General features: G+C 67.9%; 16 protein-coding genes. 11 read left to right on the top strand and 5 right to left on the bottom strand.

From position 1 onward, the window contains the following. Positions 1-260: 260 nt before the first annotated feature. Positions 261-1,475 (bottom strand): magnesium transporter, encoded by a 1,215-nt coding sequence (locus tag ACYVGY_RS12090; protein ID WP_460457744.1) that lies wholly within the window; start codon positions 1,473-1,475, stop codon positions 261-263. Positions 1,476-1,636: 161 nt separating this feature from the next. Here ACYVGY_RS12090 and ACYVGY_RS12085 point away from each other — a divergent pair, with 161 nt between their 5' ends. After that, positions 1,637-2,713: an efflux RND transporter periplasmic adaptor subunit gene (locus tag ACYVGY_RS12085; protein ID WP_460457743.1), complete on the top strand. Its 1,077-nt coding sequence runs from the start codon at positions 1,637-1,639 to the stop codon at positions 2,711-2,713. A gap of 5 nt (positions 2,714-2,718) precedes the next feature. Continuing rightward, positions 2,719-5,766: an efflux RND transporter permease subunit gene (locus ACYVGY_RS12080; protein ID WP_460457742.1), complete on the top strand. Its 3,048-nt coding sequence runs from the start codon at positions 2,719-2,721 to the stop codon at positions 5,764-5,766. Here ACYVGY_RS12080 and ACYVGY_RS12075 read toward each other — a convergent pair. After that, a complete protein-coding gene (locus ACYVGY_RS12075) occupies positions 5,763-8,135 on the bottom strand; it encodes a serine/threonine-protein kinase (RefSeq protein ID WP_460457741.1) in 2,373 nt (790 codons plus the stop codon). The genes ACYVGY_RS12080 and ACYVGY_RS12075 overlap by 4 nt on opposite strands. Before the next feature lie 94 nt (positions 8,136-8,229). Here ACYVGY_RS12075 and ACYVGY_RS12070 point away from each other — a divergent pair, with 94 nt between their 5' ends. The 3 genes from ACYVGY_RS12070 (at position 8,230) to ACYVGY_RS12060 (ending at position 10,769) form a co-directional block, all read left to right on the top strand. Continuing rightward, positions 8,230-8,787: a sigma-70 family RNA polymerase sigma factor gene (locus ACYVGY_RS12070; protein WP_460457740.1), complete on the top strand. Its 558-nt coding sequence runs from the start codon at positions 8,230-8,232 to the stop codon at positions 8,785-8,787. Between the two features lie 72 nt (positions 8,788-8,859). After that, positions 8,860-10,041 (top strand): hypothetical protein, encoded by a 1,182-nt coding sequence (locus ACYVGY_RS12065; RefSeq protein WP_460457739.1) that lies wholly within the window; start codon positions 8,860-8,862, stop codon positions 10,039-10,041. Then, positions 10,038-10,769, top strand: coding sequence for a rhodanese-like domain-containing protein (locus ACYVGY_RS12060; RefSeq protein WP_460457738.1), 732 nt, complete (start codon positions 10,038-10,040; stop codon positions 10,767-10,769). The genes ACYVGY_RS12065 and ACYVGY_RS12060 overlap by 4 nt, the downstream gene beginning before the upstream one ends. Before the next feature lie 75 nt (positions 10,770-10,844). Here the strand turns inward: ACYVGY_RS12060 and ACYVGY_RS12055 are convergent, their stop codons facing one another. The 3 genes from ACYVGY_RS12055 to groES all read right to left on the bottom strand — a co-directional run bounded on the left by ACYVGY_RS12055 (position 10,845) and on the right by groES (position 13,535). Next, entirely contained in the window at positions 10,845-11,369 is a 525-nt protein-coding gene (locus ACYVGY_RS12055) for a hypothetical protein (protein ID WP_460457737.1), read from the bottom strand. Positions 11,370-11,520: 151 nt separating this feature from the next. Continuing rightward, a complete protein-coding gene (gene groL, locus ACYVGY_RS12050) occupies positions 11,521-13,173 on the bottom strand; it encodes a chaperonin GroEL (protein ID WP_460457736.1) in 1,653 nt (550 codons plus the stop codon). 74 nt (positions 13,174-13,247) lie between these two features. Continuing rightward, complete coding sequence (groES, locus tag ACYVGY_RS12045; protein WP_460457735.1) at positions 13,248-13,535, bottom strand: co-chaperone GroES; 288 nt, start codon at positions 13,533-13,535, stop codon at positions 13,248-13,250. A gap of 389 nt (positions 13,536-13,924) precedes the next feature. Here groES and ACYVGY_RS12040 point away from each other — a divergent pair, with 389 nt between their 5' ends. The 6 genes from ACYVGY_RS12040 (at position 13,925) to accC (ending at position 19,542) form a co-directional block, all read left to right on the top strand. Further along, complete coding sequence (locus ACYVGY_RS12040) at positions 13,925-14,290, top strand: helix-turn-helix transcriptional regulator (protein ID WP_460457734.1); 366 nt, start codon at positions 13,925-13,927, stop codon at positions 14,288-14,290. Positions 14,291-14,396: 106 nt separating this feature from the next. After that, complete coding sequence (locus ACYVGY_RS12035; protein ID WP_460457733.1) at positions 14,397-16,526, top strand: protein-disulfide reductase DsbD family protein; 2,130 nt, start codon at positions 14,397-14,399, stop codon at positions 16,524-16,526. Between the two features lies 1 nt (position 16,527). After that, entirely contained in the window at positions 16,528-17,091 is a 564-nt protein-coding gene (locus ACYVGY_RS12030) for a TlpA family protein disulfide reductase (RefSeq protein ID WP_460457732.1), read from the top strand. A 95-nt stretch (positions 17,092-17,186) separates the two neighbouring features. Beyond that, positions 17,187-17,630, top strand: coding sequence for a type II 3-dehydroquinate dehydratase (aroQ, locus tag ACYVGY_RS12025; RefSeq protein WP_460457731.1), 444 nt, complete (start codon positions 17,187-17,189; stop codon positions 17,628-17,630). Between the two features lie 65 nt (positions 17,631-17,695). After that, positions 17,696-18,163: an acetyl-CoA carboxylase biotin carboxyl carrier protein gene (gene accB / locus ACYVGY_RS12020; RefSeq protein ID WP_460457730.1), complete on the top strand. Its 468-nt coding sequence runs from the start codon at positions 17,696-17,698 to the stop codon at positions 18,161-18,163. A gap of 11 nt (positions 18,164-18,174) precedes the next feature. Then, positions 18,175-19,542 carry an acetyl-CoA carboxylase biotin carboxylase subunit gene (accC, locus tag ACYVGY_RS12015; RefSeq protein WP_460457729.1) on the top strand — a complete coding sequence of 456 codons (1,368 nt, stop codon included), beginning with the start codon at positions 18,175-18,177 and terminating at the stop codon, positions 19,540-19,542. The last annotated feature ends 62 nt before the right edge of the window (positions 19,543-19,604 follow it).

Here is a 19,604-nt window from a genome sequence, read left to right as displayed (position 1 = left end):
GGCGGAAGAAAAATCCACACGGGCAGCACGGATCGCCTTTTCGCGGAATCCACCGCGCCAACACTGGATCCGACCCAAACCCATCTCAGGGCTGGCCAGTCGATTCAACACTGGAATCCTAATAGCCAAAAGAAAAGCCCGCAGCGCTAGGCAGCTGCGGGCTTTTCAGCTCCCTCCCCCACGTCGGAAGCGAAAACATCGTGGCGCGAGGTCCGAATTGATGCACGTTGCAGTGCAGCATAAGCGTTGGCGCGCCGGCGTCAGAGCACCAGCCAGGCCACCAGGCCAAGGAAGCTGCCCATGCTGACGACGTCGGTCAGGGTGGTCAGGAAAATGCTGGACGCCGTTGCCGGATCCGCGCCCAGACGCTTCAGGATCAGCGGAATCAGCGAACCGGCGAGGCCGGCGATCATGCAGCTCAGCGCCATCGCCACCAGCGTGATCGCGCCCAGCAGCAGCGCGTTGCCGCTGCCGTCGCGCGCCACCACGAAGTACATGGCCGCCCCGGCCAGCGCACCGGTCACCACGCCATTGAGCAGGCCGAGCAGCCCCTCCTTCATCACCAGTTTGGTCACGCCCAGGCCGCGCAACTCGCCCAGGGTCATGCCGCGCAGCATCACCGCCAGCGACTGGCAGCCCAGGTTGCCGGCCTGGCCGCCCAGCACCGGCAGGAACATGGCCAGCACCACCACCCGATTGATGGTGTCCTCGAAATAGCCCACCACGCCGGCGGCAACGAAGACCGTCAGCAGGTTCACCAGCAGCCACGGATTGCGGAACCGGAACGCGCGCCACAGCGGCGTTGCCAGCCGTTCCTCCTTCTCGACGCCGACCATGGCGCCGGCCTGGGCCGATATCTCGAAGGCCTGCTGCTCGAACAGCACCTGGCCGCGAACCTGCCCGACCAGCCGGCCGTCGTCCTCGCAAACCGGGTAGACCGGGTAGTGGCGGGTCACCACCTCGCGCATCGCCTCGACCAGGGTGGTGGTGGGGCGCAGACAGAAGGGCGAGCGGATCATGATGTCGTCGAGACTGCGCGCGCGATCGGCGTACAGCAGCTCGCGGAACGCCACCACGCCCTGCAGGCGCTGCTGCGCGTCCACCACCCACAGGTAGGTCACCATGCGCGTCTTCACTACGTCGCGCAGCGCTTCGATGGCCTCGGCTACCGGCGTGCCGCTGGTGAACACCGCCGGCGGATCTTCCAGCAAACGCCCGACCATGCCTTCTTCGTAGCGCTGGCCGTCGCCCCAGTCGGTTCCCGCCGGCGCAGCGGCCATCACGCTGGCGCGGCGGCCGGGATCCATGGCGGCCAGCAGGCTGTTGGCGCGTGCCGGTGGCATCCGGGACAGCAGGTCGGCCACTTCCAGCGGCGCCGCACGCGACAGGCGGTGCAGGGCCGTGTCGTTGTCCAGCGCAGCCAGTCGCTTGGCGCGGGCGGGGGCGTCGGATTCGAGGTGCGGCGTGTTCGGCATGATGACTCCAGTGAAGGCACTCCTAGGAACGGCTACAGGCTACCCAAAAGGACAGCCACCGGGCGGAACCCGCCGCAACGCCCGCCGATACGCCCTGCACGTGCAACGCATCCCGGCTCTGCGACAATGCCGCCATTGCCTCTTCCAGCTGGCCCCTACCCATGATTCGACTGCGTCTTCCGGCCCTGCTTCTGGCGCCCGCTCTGCTGCTCGCCGCCTGCGCCGAGGACGCGCCGCCGGCCGAGGCTGCGCCAAGCCTGACCGTCAGCGTCGCCACGCCGGTGCAGCAGTCGCTGGACCGGCGGGTCACGGCATCGGGCTCGATCGCGGCCTGGGAGCAGATGGCGCTCGGCGTCGAGCTTTCAGGCCAGCGCGTGGCCGAAGTCATGGTGGAAGTAGGCGACCAGGTCAGCCAGGGCCAGCCGCTGCTGCAGCTGGACGTGCGCAGCCTGCAGATGGAGCTGCGCCAGGCCCAGGCCGTGCTGGCCCAGGCCGACGCCGCCCTGGCGGTGGCCAGCGCCAACGCCCGCCGCGGTGAAACACTCAAGCGCGAACAGCTGATCGCCGACAGCGAGGCCGACCAGCTCATTTCCGGCGAGCTCACCGCCAAGGCCCAGCGCCAGACCGCCCTCGCCCAGCTCGAGAACGCCCGCCTGCGCCTGGGCTTCGCGACCCTGCGCGCCCCGGCCGCCGGCGTGATCTCGCAGCGGCTGGTGCAGCCGGGCCAGGTTGTCTCCGCCGGTGCGGAGCTGCTGAGCCTGATCCGCGATGGCCGCCTGGAGTGGCGCGCCGAACTGCCCGAAGCGGCCCTGATCCGGGTCACCCCCGGCGTGCCGGTGGAACTGCGCGGCCCCGACGGTGAGGCCGTCGCGGGCACCGTGCGCGCGGTATCGCCGGCGCTCGACGTCCAGAGCCGCACCGGCCTGGTCTACGCCGACCTGCCGGCACCGGGCGCCTTGCGCGCCGGCATGTATGCCGCGGGCGACCTGGTGCTGGGCAAACTGCCCGCGCGCACCGTGCCCGACCAGGCCATCGTCCAGCGCGACGGCTACCGCTATGTGTTCGTACTGGGCGAAGGCGACGTGGTCGCCCAACGCCGGGTCGAGCTCGGCGCGCGCGAAGGCAGCGTGGTGCAGGTTCTGGACGGACTCGAAGCCGATGAGAAAGTCGTGGTCGAAGGCGCCGGCTTCCTGGCCGACGGTGACCGCGTGCGCGTCGTCGCCGCCACCGGGGGCTGAGCGGGATGAACTTCTCCGCCTGGTCCATCAACCGGCCGCTGCCGGCCATCCTGCTGTTCATCCTGCTGACCATCGTTGGCCTGTTCGGCTTCCAGCAGCTGGCGGTATCGCGCTTCCCCGACATTTCCTACCCGGGCATCACCATCACCGTGGCGCTGCCGGGCGCGACTCCCAGCCAGCTTGAAACCGAAGTGACCCGCAAGGTCGAGGATTCGGTGGCCAGCCTGCCGGAGATCAACAAACTCGTCAGCACCGTCACCGAAGGGGCGTCCGTCACCTTCGTCGAATTCCGCATCGGCAAGCCCTTGGACGTCGCGCTCGACGAAGTGCGCGACGCCGTGGCCCGCATTCGTGCCGACCTGCCCGGGGACATCGAAGAGCCGGTGATCGCCAAGATCGAGATCGTTGGCGGCACCCTGGTCACCTATGCCGTGTCGTCCAGCAGCCTGGGTGAGGATGAACTGAGCTGGTTCGTGGACAACGACGTCACCAAGAAACTGTTTTCGGTACAGGGCGTCGGCACCGTCCTGCGCAGCGGCGGCATTACCCGCGAGGTACAGGTGGACCTACGCCCGGGCGTGCTGGCGGCGTATGGCCTGACCGCCGGCAACGTGTCGGCCCAGCTGGCGCGCTCGCAGCTTGAGCTCTCCGGTGGCCGCGCTACCCAGGGCAGCAGCGAACAGGCGATCCGTGCGGTGGGCACGGTGCAAAGCGCGCAGCAGCTCGAACAGTTCCCGATCGTGCTGCCCGACGGCAGCCAGGTGCCGCTGTCGTCGCTGGCCAAGATCACCGACGGCCACGCCGAGCGTCGCCAGCTGGCGATGATCGACGGCCAGCCGGTGGTGAGCTTCGGCGTCAGCCGCACCCTGGGTTCGAGCGAAATCAAAGTGGGCGAAGGCATCGAAGCGGCGATTGCCGAGCTCGCGGCCGAGCATCCGCGCCTCGAGTTCAAGCTCGTCAGCACGGCGATTGATGAAGTGCGGGCCTCCTTCAGTTCCTCCATGACCATGCTGTGGGAAGGCGCGCTGCTGGCGGTGCTGGTGGTGTGGTGGTTCCTGCGCGACTGGCGCGCGACCTGGATCTCGGCGCTGGCGCTGCCGCTGTCGATCATTCCCACCTTCGGCGTCATCTGGCTGCTGGGCTTCAGCCTGAACATGATCACGCTGCTGGCGCTGGCGGTGGTGGTGGGCATCCTGGTGGACGACGCCATCGTCGAGGTCGAGAACATCGACCGCCACCTGGCCATGGGCAAGTCGCCCAAGGTCGCGGCCACGGAAGCGGCGGACGAAATCGGGCTGGCGGTGATCGCGACCTCGGCGACGCTGGCGGCCGTGTTCATCCCCGTGGCTTTCATGCCCGGCATCGCCGGCAAGTTCTTCCTGGAATTCGGCTGGACCGCGGCCACGGCCGTCATGTTCTCGCTGATGGTGGCGCGCCTGCTCACGCCGATGATGGCGGCCTACCAGCTCAAGCCCAAGCCGCATGTCGAGAAAGAATCGGCGCTGATGGCGCGCTACCTGCGCCTGGTGGAGTGGGCGCTGGCGAACCGCTTCAAGACCCTGGGCCTGGCGCTGGCGATGTTCATCGGCTCGCTGGCCCTGGTGCCGCTGATTCCGGCCACTTTCATCCCCGGCTCCGACCTGGGCCGCAGCAACCTGAGCCTGGAGCTGCCGCCCGGAGCGCGCCTCGAGCAAACCTCGGCGATGAGCGAGCGCGCCCGCGCGCTGATCCAGGACATCCCCGAGCTGCGCCAGACCTATGCCACCGTCGGCGGCGTACTCGACCTCGGCGACCCCGCCGTCAACGGCATCGGCGAAGTGCGCAAGGTCACGATGGTGCTCGACTGGGGCCCCGACGCCGACCGCGAACGCACCCAGAAAGAGCTCGAGCGCGAGGTGAGGCTGCGCTTGGAGCAGCTGCCCGGCGTCCGCCAGCGATTCCTGAGCAGCGAACCAGGCGAGCAGCTGATGCTGGTGCTCAGCGGCGACGATCCGGCGCGGCTGTACCAGGCCGCCGGCGACTTCGAGCGCGACCTGCGCTCGCTGCCGGGGCTGGGCACGGTCAGCTCGACCGCTTCGCTGCTGCGTCCCGAACTGGTGATCGTGCCCGACCCGCGCCGCGCCGCCGACCTGGGCGTGTCCACGGTGGACATCGCCGAGGCCGCGCGCATCGCCACCAGCGGCGACTTCCGCCAGCGCCTGGCCAAGCTCAACCTGCCGGACCGCCAGGTGCCGATCCGCGTGCGCCTGGCCGAAGAGAACCTGTCGGATGAGGCGCTGCTGTCCCTGCTGCGCGTGCCCAGCGCCAGCGGCGGCACCGTGCCGCTGTCGGCCGTGGCCGAGATCCGCACCGGCACCGGCCCGTCGCAGGTCAACCGCTACGGACGCCAGCGCAACATCACCTTTACCGCCGAACTCAACGGCCGCCCGCTGGGCGACGTGATGGCCGAAGTGGAAAAGCTCCCTTCGCTGCAGCGGCTGCCGCCCGGCGTGCAGGTGCAGAACACCGGCGACTCGGAAATATTCATCGAACTCTTCGTCGGCTTCGCGCTGGCGATGGCGGCCGGCCTGTTCTGCGTGTACGCGGTGTTGTTGCTGCTGTTCAACCATGCCAGCCATCCGCTGATCATCCTGATGGCGGTGCCACTGTCGGCCGGCGGCGCCTTCGGGCTGATGCTGGTCACCGGTACCCTGCTGTCGCTGCCGGCGCTGATCGGTCTGTTGATGCTGATCGGCATCGCCACCAAGAACTCGATCCTGTTGGTCGACTACGCGGTGATCGCCGAGGACCAGATGGGCATGGACATGCACGACGCCCTGGTGGACGCCTGCCGCAAGCGCGCGCGCCCGGTGATCATGACCACCATCGCCATGACCGCCGGCATGCTGCCGATCGCCTTTGGCCTGGGCGCCGATGCGGCGTTCCGCCAGCCGATGGCGGTGGCGGTGATCGGCGGCCTGATCACCTCGACCCTGCTGAGCCTGGTGGTGATCCCGGCGGCGTTCGCGGCGATGGAGAGCTTCACCCGGCGGTTTACGCGCAAGCCGGCCTAGCCAGCACCGTCGCAACCCGGCAGGGGCGACGAGCGCGACTCACCGCAGAGCTGCGCGCGCAGCTCGGCGGCCATGTTGCGCAGGTTCTTCATTTCCGGCGGCAGGGCGTCTACCCACACTTGCGCCTCCGACAATGCGATGTCGGCGGCCTCGGCGTCGCCTGACTGGGCGAGGGCATCCGCCAGCACCAACCGGGCAAAGATCATGACCAGATCACCGGGCTCACCCAGATCAGTCGCCATGGCGTCGCCACGGCGGGCCGCGTCCAGTGAGGTTTCAAGTTCGCCCCGGGCAGCCGCCCACTTCGACAGTTCCAAGAGCGAGAAGACCAGCTTCGGATGCCCCTGCGGGAAACCCAGCGCCAGCAATTCCACCGATCGCAGGCGAAGCGCATAGGCCTCGTCGCTGGCGTCACGTTCATCGAGAAGGAGGGCCAGATTGCTCAGTATCGTCGAGAGCTGCATGCCGGCGCTCGGCCCCAAGGCTTCCAGCTCCGCGATCGATTCCCGATAGAGCGCCTCGGCGCGCTTCGGTTCACCCTGGCCTTCCGCGGCATAGGCCAGGCTGCCAATGATCACGGCATGATCGGTCGGGGCATGGTCGGCAGGATCGCCCATCGCCGCTAGAGCCCGGCGGAGATAGCGTTCCGCTTCGGCGTAGTCGTTCTTGCCGAGCATGAGTTCGCCCATGTTGCTCAGCGTCACTGAGTAGAGTGGATCGGACGTCAGCCCCTGTGATTCCAACGAGGCCAGTATCTCGCCGACCATGACTTCGGCCTCGGGTACGCGGTCTTGCGACTTGCGTAGCTGGGCGATCATTTCGCGAATTTTCAGGACGCTCAAACTGTCTTCGCCAAACGCCGTCGTGCTTTCCTCCAGCGCCAGGCCGAGCTCACGTTCGGCAAGGTCGAGCTTGTTCCGGGTAAGCATGCTGTAGCCCAGCGCAGCGCGAATTTCGGAAGATATTTCAGGCCGGTCTCCAAAGCGCGGCGCCACCTTGGCCGCCGCCAGATCCACGGCTTCGCTGACGCTGATATCGCTGCCGACATTGGAGGGGTCGGATGACTTGAGCACGTCCATCAGGAAGTTGTTTACGTCCCTGGCATCCATCAATGCATGCGTGGCTCGGTCGGCCTGCCAGAACGCCACGCCGGTGGCGCTGAAGATGGCCAACATCGCAAGAATGGAGGCCGCAACACCCAAGCGATGCCGGCCCACGAACTTGCGCATCCGGTAGCCCGCTGAATCCGGGTGCGCCTGCACCGGCTGGCCCGCCAGATAGCGGCGGATATCGTCCGCAAGCTCCTGCGCCGAGCCGTAGCGCCGGGCCGATTCCTTGTGCATCGCCTTGGCGACGATCCGCTCGACGTCCGAGGTGATCTGGCTTCGGCGCAGCTTGCGTTCCTGGTCGCTGATCGCAGCCTTGCCGATCATCTTCTGCATCGGGTCGGGCTGGGTGTCGCAGACCACATGTTCGGCTTCCGCGGGGCGCAGGCCGCCAAGCTCGTAGGGCCGCACGCCCGCCAGCAGCTGGTACAGCACCACGCCCAGCGAATACACGTCGGAGCTGGTGGTCAGGCGCTCTTGCCGCACCTGTTCCGGACTGGCGTAGGCCGGCGTCATGGCCGACAGCGAGGTGCCGTCGCGCTTGCCGATCGGCTCCTGCTCCAGGATCTTGGCGATGCCGAAATCGAGCAGGCGCGGCTCGCCGTTCTCGCCCACCAGGATGTTGTCGGGCTTCAGGTCGCGATGCACGATCAGATGGCGATGCGCTTCCTGCACGCCATCGCAGACCTTGCAGAACAAGGCCAGGCGCGCGTCCACGTCGAGTGCATTGGCCTTGCAGTAGTCGGTCAGGGACACGCCGTCGACGTATTCCATCACCAGGTAGGGAATGCCGCCGGCCGTGCTGCCGCCGTCCAGGATCCGGGCCACGTTCGGGTGGCTCATGCGCGCCAGGATTGAGCGCTCGTCCTCGAAGCGCGAGATCAGCTGGCGCCGGAATTCGGCCGCCGCCAGCAGATGCACCGGCCGCACCAGCTTGATCGCCACCTGCTGGTCGTAAACGTCGTCGGCGCGCCGCCCCAGGTAGACCACGCCCATGCCGCCGGCTTCGAGTGGCTTGAGCAGCTCGTAGTTGCCCAGCCGCTCGCCGACCTTCGGGAATTCCGGCGGCAACGCGTCCGGCATCAGCGCCGTTTCCTCCATGAAGTCGCCGGCCGCCGCCTCGGCGCGCAGCAGGCGCAGCGCGCGCGCGGCGGCCTCGGGCGGCACGTCCTGGGCGGCCAGCCATTCCTCGCGCAGGCCTAGCGGTTGCTCCAGGGCCTGCTCGAACAGCTGCAGCACCTGGATTTCAAGCGAAGTCTTCATGCGGTTACCCCTGGCCACACATTGGCCGGACACTAGCAGAAGGCGCAGGCAGGGCCCGAATAGGCTCACCGGCTGCACTGCTAGACTGCCGGCCATGACCGGTGACGTGACCGAATTGCTCTGCGCCTGGCGACAGGGGGATGCCGGTGCCCGCGACCGACTGGTCGCGATCGTTTACCCCGAACTTCGTGCCCTGGCCGACCGTCAGCTGCGGGGCGAACGCGGCAACCACACCCTGCAGCCCACCGCCCTGGTCAACGAGGCCTACCTGCGGCTGTCGGGGCTGGACCGCATTGACTGGCAGGACCGGGCGCATTTCGTGCGCATGGCCGCTCGGGTGATGCGCGAGGTGCTGGTGGACCACGCCCGCCGCCGCAGCGCCGCCAAGCGCGACGGCGGCCAGCGCGTCACCTTTACCGGCCTGGACCTGCCCGACGAACGCACCGACCTGGACGTACTGGCCCTGGACGAGGCCCTGCTGCGGCTGGCGCAGATAGACCCGGACAAGGCGCGCTTGGTCGAACTGCGTTACTTCGGCGGACTGGGCATCGAGGAAACGGCCGAAGCCATGGGCACGTCGCCGGCGACGGTGAAGCGGCACTGGCAGGCCGCACGGGCCTGGCTGTTCGACGCCCTGGGTCCCGCTGCCTGAGCCGCCGTGGCCGATGAGCCGATCCTGCTCCGTGTTGCGCCTATAGGAAGTAACACCCGGAGGAACACCCCCATGGCAACCCAAGCACCGCGCCCCGCCCAGCTGATCGTGCTGCTTTCTGCGGCACTGACCGCCTGCGGCGCAGCACCCGATCCCGGCGGCGAGGCGCCCATGGGCGGCGATCCCGCGTTCGCGGCGCCCTACGGCGGACCTATGGAAGCGGGGTCGCCCGCATCCGGGGCACCCCAGCCGGCGGCGCGTTCAGACAGCCCATGGCAGCGCCTGCCGGTGGTGGACCGCAGCGGTTTCGACAAGCCCATGGCTGCGCTGTGGGTGGAGGTTCCCACCGGCTGGCAGTCGGGCGGCGGCGTGGTCTGGAACGCCCAGGCCCCCTGCGGGGCGACACCCGGCTTCCAGTGGCGCGCCCAGTCGCCGGATGGTCGCCGGACCCTCGAAATGCTGCCCTCGGAAGCCTGGACCTGGGACAACCTGGGCATGGACCTGCCGGGCGGCAACTGCCCCCGATGGCCGATCACCGACGTGCGCGCCTACCTGCAGTCGTGGGCACAGCGGAACCGCCCGGGGGCGCGCATGCTCGACTACCGCGCCCGCAACGACCTGATAGTCAGCCCGCCGCCACCGGGCGATGCGCAGAACCGCTTCTGGAAGGAGGGTGGAGAGTTGCTGATCGCCTACGACGGCCCTGCCGGTGAAGTGCGGGAAGCCATCGCAGTGGTGGTGATGTTCAACGAAACCACGATGGCTGGCGTCATGCCCGGCGAAGTGCGCCGCTTCCTGACCGGCATCGCCGGCTCCCCGGTGTCGGCGCGGGCGCCGGCCGGACAGCTCGACCTGGGACTGCTGACCCATTTCGCCCAGTCCGCACGGCCCGATCCGCAGTGGCAGGCGCTCATGGATCGCCACAACGCCAAGATCGCAGACCAGGGGCGGCGCGGCATCGAGGAGCGCGGCGTAATCATCGCCAACACCGGCCGAGAGATCGCGGACATCAACCAGCGCGGCTGGGAAGGCCGCAATGCCACGGGCGACGATATCCAGCGTCGCACGGTGGACGGCATCAACAACGTCGAGCGCTACCTCGATCCGGTGACGGGCGAACAAGTAGAGCTCGACAACCGTTACGACCACGGCTGGCGCGCGGCGGACGGCAGTTATTTCGAATCCAATAATCCCAACCTCAATCCTTCCGTGGATTTGGGGATCGAAGCCGAAGAAATGGAGCGTATCGAATGAACCGATCCTGCCTGGTATCCGCAATTTCCCTGCTCGCCTTTACAACCTGTCTGCTGCCCGCTGCTGCGATCGGGCAAGACAGTTTCGGCAGCGCCCCCGCGGCGCCCCGTCAGGAGCCGCCCGCAACCCAGGCGCCGGCCACTTACCCGCCCACGGCGCCCACGACCGCGCCCCCAGGCTATGGCCAATCGCCTCCGGGCTATGGCCAACCGCCCCAGTCCGGCCAGCCCGGTGGCGGCGATGCGCTCGGACGCCTGTCCATGATGGAGCGCCAGGACATGGGCGTCGCGGCCACCGCCCAACTGCGCTCCGGCGGGTTGCACGGCCCGACGCCGGCCAGTGTGCCCGGGGGTCGGCTGATCACCACACAGGAGCTGGCGCCGCTGCTTCAGAACCAGCAGTCCGGGGCACTGGTGTTCGACGTGCTGGGCGGGCCGCAGGCGCTGCCGCAAGCCATCCCGGTGGTTCCGGCGTCGCAGGGCGGCAATTTCCAGGACCAGACGCAGCAGGAGTTCGGGAACTACCTGCAGCAGGTCACGCAGGGCCGCAAGGATCGTCCGATGGTCTTTTACTGCCAGAGCGTCCAATGCTGGATGAGCTACAACGCCTCGCTGCGCGCGATCAACCTGGGCTACAGCCAGGTGCTTTGGTACCGCGGCGGCATCGAGGCCTGGCAGCAGGCGGGGCTTCCGCTGCAGCCCACCGGCGGCGGCGCGCCGCCTCGCTGAACTGGTCGGAATGCGGTGGCACGAACCAAAAAAAACCCCGCCAAGGCGGGGTTTTTCGTCAGGCAAGGGCATCGCTCAACGCGAGCAGGACTGACCTTCGCCGGCATTGCAGATGGTGCGCATGGTGTCGTTGGTGCCGGCACGGCCAGCGCGCGCCTTCTCTTCACGCTGGGCGACGCTCAAGCACTCGGTGGTCGGCATGCGCGAACCCAGCCGGATTTCTTTCTTGCAGACCATCCGGCCCTTTTCGTCGTTGCGGATCATCGCGACGATCAGCTCCTGGGCGTTGTAAAGCTCGATGCGCTCTTCCGGCTGCAGCTCCATCGCCGTTTCGTGGCCTTCGAGCAGGTCGGCGATTTTGTTGCGGGCACTCTCGGCCTGCACCATCGAGCCGCGCTTGATGCGGCCATAGGTACCGTCACGCGCCAGGGTCAGGGTTTCGTCAATCTCGTCGACGAAGGCATCAGCGTCGGTGATCTTCTCGGCTTCGGCGTCGGCGCGCTGGGCCAGCGTCGCGGTTTCGGTGTCTTCGGCGATGCGGGCCTGCGCAGCGAGCGGCAAGACCAGCAAACAGGCGATCAAAAGACTACGGAGTTTCATGACGGTATCTCCTGGATTTAGGGCGACGCTTGGCCTTGGCCAGGCCCCGAACTTCCGAGGATACCGTGCAGAGGATGTGAAGCAAGTGCCATCGGCAGTCGCCAAAAAAAAGCCCCGCCGAGGCGGGGCTTTTCCAGACTTGCGGGCGGGATCAGAAGTCCATGCCGCCCATGCCACCCATGCCGCCGCCCATGCCGCCGCCGGCACCGGCGCCGCCGTCGTCCTTCTTCGGGGCATCGGCCACCATGGCTTCGGTGGTGATCATCAGGCCCGCGATCGACGCGGCGTTCTGCAGCGCGGTACGGGTGACCTTGGTCGGGTCCAGGATGCCGAACTCGATCATGTCGCCGTACTCGCCGTTGGCGGCGTTGTAACCGAACGCGCCCTTGCCTTCGACAACCTTGTTGAGGATGACGGACGGCTCTTCACCGGCGTTGGTGACGATCTCGCGCAGCGGGGCTTCCATGGCCCGCAGGGCGATCACGATGCCGTGGTTCTGGTCTTCGTTGATGCCCTTGAGGCCAACGATCGAGGCCTTGGCGCGGATCAGCGCGACGCCGCCGCCCGGGACGATGCCCTCTTCCACCGCAGCGCGGGTGGCGTGCAGGGCGTCTTCAACGCGGGCCTTCTTTTCCTTCATCTCGATCTCGGTCGAGGCACCGACCTTGATCACGGCCACGCCGCCGGCGAGCTTGGCGACGCGCTCCTGCAGCTTCTCGCGGTCGTAGTCCGAAGAGGTGTCTTCGATCTGCGCCTTGATCTGCTTGATGCGGGCCTGGATACCTTCGGCCACACCGGCGCCATCAATGATGGTGGTGTTTTCCTTGGTCACCTGGATCTTCTTGGCGCGGCCGAGGTCCTTGATGGTCGCCTTCTCGAGCTGCAGGCCGACTTCCTCGGAAATCACGGTGCCGCCGGTCAGGATGGCCATGTCTTCCAGCATCGCCTTGCGGCGGTCGCCGAAGCCCGGGGCCTTGACGGCGCAAACCTTGACGATGCCGCGGATGGTGTTGACCACCAGCGTGGCCAGGGCCTCGCCTTCCACTTCCTCGGCCACGATCAGCAGCGGCTTGCCGGCCTTGGCGACGCCTTCCAGCACCGGCAGCAGCTCGCGCACGTTCGAGATCTTCTTGTCGTACAGCAGGATGAACGGGTCTTCGAGCTCGGCCGACATCGACTGCTGGTTGTTGATGAAGTACGGCGACAGGTAGCCGCGGTCGAACTGCATGCCCTCGACCACGTCGAGCTCGTTCTCGAGGCCCGAACCTTCTTCAACCGTGATCACGCCTTCCTTGCCGACCTTGTCCATGGCCTTGGCGATCAGCTCGCCGATGTCGCCATCGGAGTTGGCCGAGATCGAACCGACCTGGGCGATTTCCTTCGAGGTCGAGCAGGGCTTTGACAGGGTCTTGAGCTCGGCGACCGCGGCGATGACCGCCTTGTCGATGCCGCGCTTGAGGTCCATCGGGTTCATGCCGGCCGCAACGGCCTTCATGCCCTCGCGGATCAGCGCCTGCGCCAGCACGGTGGCGGTGGTGGTGCCGTCACCGGCGATGTCGGAGGTCTTGGACGCGACTTCCTTCACCATCTGCGCGCCCATGTTCTCGAACTTGTCGGCGAGCTCGATTTCCTTGGCGACGGACACGCCGTCCTTGGTGATCGTGGGGGCGCCGAAGCTCTTGTCGAGCACGACGTTGCGGCCCTTCGGGCCCAGGGTGGCCTTGACGGCATTGGCGAGGATGTTGACGCCCTTCACCATGCGGGCGCGGGCGTCTTCACCGAAACGAATTTCCTTGGCAGCCATTTCTTTAACTCCAGAATTCTTTAGTGGGGTTGGTGCGGGGCCGGTCGCGCAAGCGCGGACCGGCGGGGGACGTCTTAGCCGAGGATGGCGAGGATGTCGTCTTCCTTGACCACCAGGATCTCGTGGCCGTCGACCTTCACTTCGGTGCCGGCGTACTTGCCGAACAACACCTTGTCGCCAACCTTCACGGTCGGGGCGCGGGTCGAACCGTTGTCGAGCGCCTTACCGGCGCCAACCGCCAACACTTCGCCCTTGATCGGCTTTTCGGTGGCCGAGTCGGGAATGACGATGCCGCCGGCGGACATCTTTTCTTCTTCCATACGCTTGATGACCACGCGGTCGTAGAGCGGCTTGATGTTCATGGGTATCCTCATTATTCCTGTGATTTCAACAACATGGCCTAGTGTGTTAGCACTCGGCCTCGGTGAGTGCCAATGATACGCGCATGCCTTGCCCGGGGGTAGGCTGCGACCCGTCCTTGATGGGGGTGCCGGTTCCCGCTCACAAGGGCCGGCCTCGGTTGATTTGTGGTGGTGCACTAACACTACAATCGGCTCAGGGGCGGGTCCGGGCTGTTGCCGGGGATCTCGACAGGCGGATGCCGCAAGGCACCGCCGCCCGCAGGAAGACGGATGCCGCAATGTCCTCAGGGGAGGCTGACAGCGGCTATAGACCGCACCTGCCCATCGTGCCCAGACCCCACGCAGAGGGGGTCGGCCACTGCAGGACGCTTTATTTCCGGGGAAACACCATGACCTTGCTGTTCAACCGCATCAGGCAAGCGCGCCGCGGCGCCGAGTTGTCCCAGTCCGAACTAGCCAACATCGTGGGTGTGGCCCGCAGCGCCGTGGCCCAGTGGGAGCGGCGCGACGGCGCCAAGCCCACCACCGACAACATGGCCAAGATCGCCATGGCCACCGCCGTCAGCTTCGAATGGCTGGCCACCGGCCGCGGCGGGCGTTGGCTGGGCGGCGACGCCGAAACGCCGGCAATGATGCTCAACTTCTACGCCCAGTGCGGCCTGGAAGAGCGGCTGCTGCTGGCTTTCCGCACCATGCGCAGCCCGGAGCAGCAGCCGCTGGTGCACTTCGTCGAAGCCATGACCGACCGGGCCTGAGCCGCGCGCCGGGGCGGAGTTCTCGCCTCGGTGACGAACTTCCGGGGATACTTGCGGTCGTACAGGCCAGCCCCGCGCGGGCCCCCTTTTCGAGCGAGAGTCCCGAATGACCCGTTGGCTGTTGGCCTCCCTGGCCGCCCTGCTGCTTTCCCCCGCCGCGCTGGCGGTGGACGAATCCGACCTGCTGCCGATCGACGAGGCCTTTTCGCTCGAGGCGCAGGCCACTGATCGCGGCCGCGTCGAGTTCCGCTGGGCCATCGCCCCCGGCTACTACCTTTATCGCCACCGCACCGGCGTCGAGCTGGTCGAGGGCGGCTTCACGGCCGAGCCGCTGGAGCTTCCGGAAGGCGAGGCCTATACCGACGAGTTCTTCGGCGACGTCGAGACCTACCGGCACCAGCTCACGGCCGTGCTCATGGGCACCGCCGCCGACGATGCCAGCGCCCTGCGCTTTCGGGTGAAGTACCAGGGCTGCGCCGATGTCGGCGTCTGCTACCCGCCGCACACCAAGACCCTCACCGTGTCGCTGCCGACCGCCGGCGGCGACCCGCTGGCGGCCCTGGGCGGCGCCCGCGGCCCGGATCTCTTCGGCGGCACCGGCCCGGCGCGCGCCGCCGACGGCCTGCCGCTGCCCGAGACCCAGGCGTTCCGCTTCGAGGCCATCGCCGGTGGTCCCGACAAGCTGCTGCTCCGCTTCAACCCGGCGCCGGGCTACTACCTTTACCGTGACCGCAGTACGGTCGAGGTGGTCGCCGACGGCGTCAGCGCCGGCGCCATCGCCTGGCCGCCGGCCCAGGCCCATACCGACGAACACTTCGGCGAAGTCCAGGTCTACTTCGACCCGGTAGACGCCGTGCTGCCGCTGCAGCGCAGCAACACCGCGGCCACGGTCCTGACCGTGCGCACCACCTTCCAGGGCTGCCAGACCGACGGTATCTGCTACCCGCCGATGACCCGCAGCGTCACCGTGAACCTGCCGGCCGGCGCCGGCAGCGCCGCCGCCGTCGACGCACCGCGTGAAGTCCCGCCCGCCCGCGCCGCCACATCGCTGTGGCTGGCCCTGGCCCTGGCCCTGGGCGGTGGCGTCATCCTCAACCTGATGCCCTGCGTGCTGCCGGTGCTCTCGCTCAAGGCACTTTCGCTGGCGCAGGGCGGCGGCCAGGCCAAGCGCCAGGCGCTCTGGTACACCGCCGGCGTGCTGGCCAGCTTCGCCGCGGTGGGTGCGATCGCACTGGCGCTGCGCCAGGCTGGGCTGGCGCTGGGCTGGGGCTTCCAACTGCAGCAGCCGGGGGTGATCGCGGCGCTGGCGATGGTGATGATCGCCATTGGCCTGTCGCTGTCGGGCGTGGTCAGCTTCGGCGCCTCCCTGGCCGGTGCCGGCCAGTCGCTGGCGCAGAAGTCCGGCCCGGCCGGCGACTTCTTCACCGGCGTGCTCGCCGTCGTGGTCGCCAGCCCCTGCACCGCGCCGTTCATGGGCACCGCGCTGGCGTTCGCGTTCGCGGCCTCGCCCGCCGTTGCCATCCTGGTCTTCCTCGCGCTTGGCCTCGGCCTGGCCCTGCCCTTCCTGCTGATCGGCTTCGTGCCGGCGCTGGCCTCGCGCCTGCCCAAGCCCGGCGCCTGGATGGACACGCTCAAGCAGGTGCTGGCCTTCCCGATGTACCTCACCGCGGTCTGGCTGCTGTGGGTGCTGGCCAAGCAGCGCGGCGCCGACGCCATCGGCCTGGTGCTGGCCGGCGCGGTGCTGCTGGGCCTGGGCCTGTGGTGGTGGGAAAAGGTGCGCTGGGGCCGCCTGCTGCCGCGCGTGCTGGCGGGCCTGGTGGTGCTGGCGGCGCTGTGGCCGGTGCTGGTGGTCCAGCGCATGTCAACGCCTGAGCGCGCGGTGGCGACCGAGGAAGGCGTGGTCGTTTATTCGCAGGAAAAGCTCGAGCAGCTGCGCCGCGACGGCCGGGTCGTGTTCGTGAACATGACCGCCGACTGGTGCGTCACCTGCAAGGCCAACGAACGCACGGTGCTGGCACGCGAGGGCTTCCGCGCCTCGCTCGACGCCGCCGGCGCCGTGTACATGAAGGGCGACTGGACCGACGTGGATCCGGCCATCACCGCCTTCCTGGAATCGCACGGAGCGGTCGGCGTACCGCTGTACGTGGTCTACCCGCGCCAGGGCGAGCCCCGGGTGCTGCCGACCGTGCTGACCCAGGACATGGTGGCCGAGGCCCTGACCCAGGCGGCGAACTGACATGAAGCGCGAGGCCATCCTGACCTGGAGCGCGATCGTGGTGCTGGGCGCGCTGAGCGCGGGCCTGGGCTGGTGGCTGGGCCACCGCACGATGCTGCCGGCCGAACAGCCGCCGCCGCCCGGCCTGGAAGTCGTGCGCCTGGGCCAGGCGCTGCCGCCGATCGCGCTGCCCTTCCTGGCCGGCGGCGGCGAACGCCGCCTGGACGGCCCCGGCCGCCCCCGGCTGATCAACTATTGGGCCAGCTGGTGCGGCCCCTGCCGAAAGGAAATGCCCATCCTTGATGCCTTCGCCGCCGAACAAGGCGGCAACGGCGTGCAAGTGATCGGTATCGCCCTGGATACGCCGCAGGAGGCGAAGGCCTTCCTGCGCGAGGTGCCGGTCGGCTTCGAGACGCTGATCGAAGCCCCCGGGCGCGGCGACAGCTCGGTGCAGTTGGGGAATGGCCGCAACATCCTGCCCTACACCGCCCTGGTCGATGCCGAGGGCCGGCTTGCCAAGACCCGCTACGGCGAGTTCCCCAGCCTGGAAGCCCTGCGCGAATGGGTTCGCGAACCGGCCGAATAAATTCAAACGCCCGTTAAAATCCGGGAAGTCGCCGCGATCGTCTAGACAGCGGCCCGGGCTTGACGGCAGACTGTGCCGTCCCTGGGGAGGCTGGCGTGGCGAAGATCCTGGTATTGCATGGTCCCAACCTGAACCTGCTCGGCGAACGCGAGCCGGGCATCTATGGGCATGCGAGCCTCGCCGACATCAACGCCGCCCTGCAGGCCCGCGCCACCGCGTCCGGGCATGCGCTGGAAGACTTCCAGTCCAATGCCGAGCACGAGCTGGTTGACCGGGTGCAGGCCGCCCTCCGCGACGGCACCGACTTCATCGTGATCAATCCGGCCGCGTTTACCCACACCTCGGTAGCCCTGCGCGACGCGCTGGCGGCCGTGGCGCTGCCCTTTATTGAAGTGCATTTGTCCAACCCGCACGCCCGCGAGCCGTTCCGGGCCCACAGCTACTTCTCCAGCCTGGCGCTGGGCGTGGTCTGCGGCTTCGGCGCCGATAGCTATGGTTACGCCCTGGAGGCAGCGCTCAAGCGCCTCGCCACCCCCTAGATCCCGGGCGAGCGCCTCGGCGCCACGTCCAACCCTTTCCATACCCACGACGAGACGAGGCCTTCATGGACCTTCGCAAAATCAAGAAACTCATCGACCTGCTCGAGGAATCCAACCTTTCCGAGATCGAGATCAAGGAAGGCGAGGAGTCCGTGCGCCTGGCGCGCCACGCCACCGGCACCTTCACCGCGCCGGCCCCGCTGGCCATGCACGTCGAAGCGCCCCGCCAGGCAGCCGCCGCGCCGGCCGCGATGCTATCGGCCGAGGCGGTGGGCAAGTCCACCAAGGACATCCCCGAGGGCCACATGGTCCGCTCGCCGATGGTCGGCACCTATTACGAGTCGCCGAGCCCCGACAAGCCGGCCTTCGTGAAGGTCGGCCAGAGCGTGAAGCAGGGTGAGACCCTGGGCATCATCGAGGCGATGAAGATGTTCAACCCGATCGAGGCCGATGTTTCCGGCACCGTGACGGCCGTGCTGGTCAAGAACGGCCAGCCGATCGAATTCGACGAGCCCATGTTCGTCATCAGCTGAAGGCCGCCCCCATGCTCGACAAGATCGTCATCGCCAACCGCGGCGAGATCGCGCTGCGCATCCTGCGCGCCTGCCACGCGCTCGGCATCAAGACCGTGGCCGTGCACTCCACCGTGGACCGAAATCTCAAGCACGTGGCCATGGCCGACGAATCGGTCTGCATCGGCCCGGCGCCGTCGTCGGAGAGCTATCTCAACATCCCGGCGATCATCGCCGCGGCCGAGGTCACCGACGCCCAGGGCATCCACCCGGGCTACGGCTTCCTGAGCGAGAACGCCGACTTCGCCGAGCGCGTCGAGAAATCCGGCTTCGTCTTCATCGGCCCGACCGCCAGCGTGATCCGCACGATGGGCGACAAGGTCGAGGCCATCCGCGCGATGAAGGAAGCGGGCGTGCCCTGCGTGCCCGGCTCCGGCGGCCCCCTGCCCGACGACCCAGCCGAATGCATCAGCCACGGCCGCGACATCGGTTATCCGGTGATCATCAAGGCCGCCGGCGGCGGCGGCGGCCGCGGCATGCGCGTGGTGCATACCGAGGGCGCGCTGATGACCGCCATCGCGGCGACCAAGCAAGAGGCCAAGGCCGCGTTCGGCAACGACATGGTCTACATGGAGAAGTTCCTGGAGAACCCGCGCCACGTGGAGATCCAGATCCTGTCCGACGGCCAGGGCAACGCCATCCACCTGGGTGAGCGCGACTGCTCGATGCAGCGCCGGCACCAGAAGGTGGTCGAGGAAGCGCCGGCCCCGGGCATCAGCGACGAGCAGCGCGCCGAGATCGGCCGCATCTGCACCGACGCCTGCGTGCGCATCGGCTACCGCGGCGCCGGCACCTTCGAGTTCCTGTACGAGAACGGCCGCTTCTACTTCATCGAAATGAACACCCGCATCCAGGTCGAGCACCCGGTGACGGAGATGATCACCGGCGTGGACCTGGTGCGCGAGCAGCTGCTGATCGCCAGCGGCCAGAAGCTGTCGATCAAGCAAAGCGACATCAAGATCAACGGCCACGCCATCGAGTGCCGCATCAACGCCGAGGACCCCGAAACGTTCATGCCCAGTCCCGGCCTGATCCGCCACTTCCACGCACCGGGCGGCCCGGGCGTGCGGGTGGATTCTCATATCTACGAGGGCTACAAGGTCCCGCCCAACTACGACTCGATGATCGGCAAGCTGATCGTGCACGGGGCGACGCGTGCGCAGGCCATCGCCCGCATGCGGGTGGCGCTGAGCGAGATGGTGGTGGACGGCATCAAGACCAATGTGCCGCTGCAGCAGCGCATCCTCGCGGACGTGGGCTTCCAGCAGGGCGGCACCAACATCCATTACCTGGAAAAGCGCCTGGCCGAGCGCAAGGAAAAGGCGATCGGGCTCGGCTGAGCCCGCCTCGCCGAGCTTAACGCCGGCCCAACCGCGCCGGCGCCCGAACGAATTATTGACAC

The sequence above is a fragment of the Arenimonas alkanexedens genome, from assembly GCF_054781355.1.
This window is presented reverse-complemented; position numbering and strand designations above follow the sequence as displayed.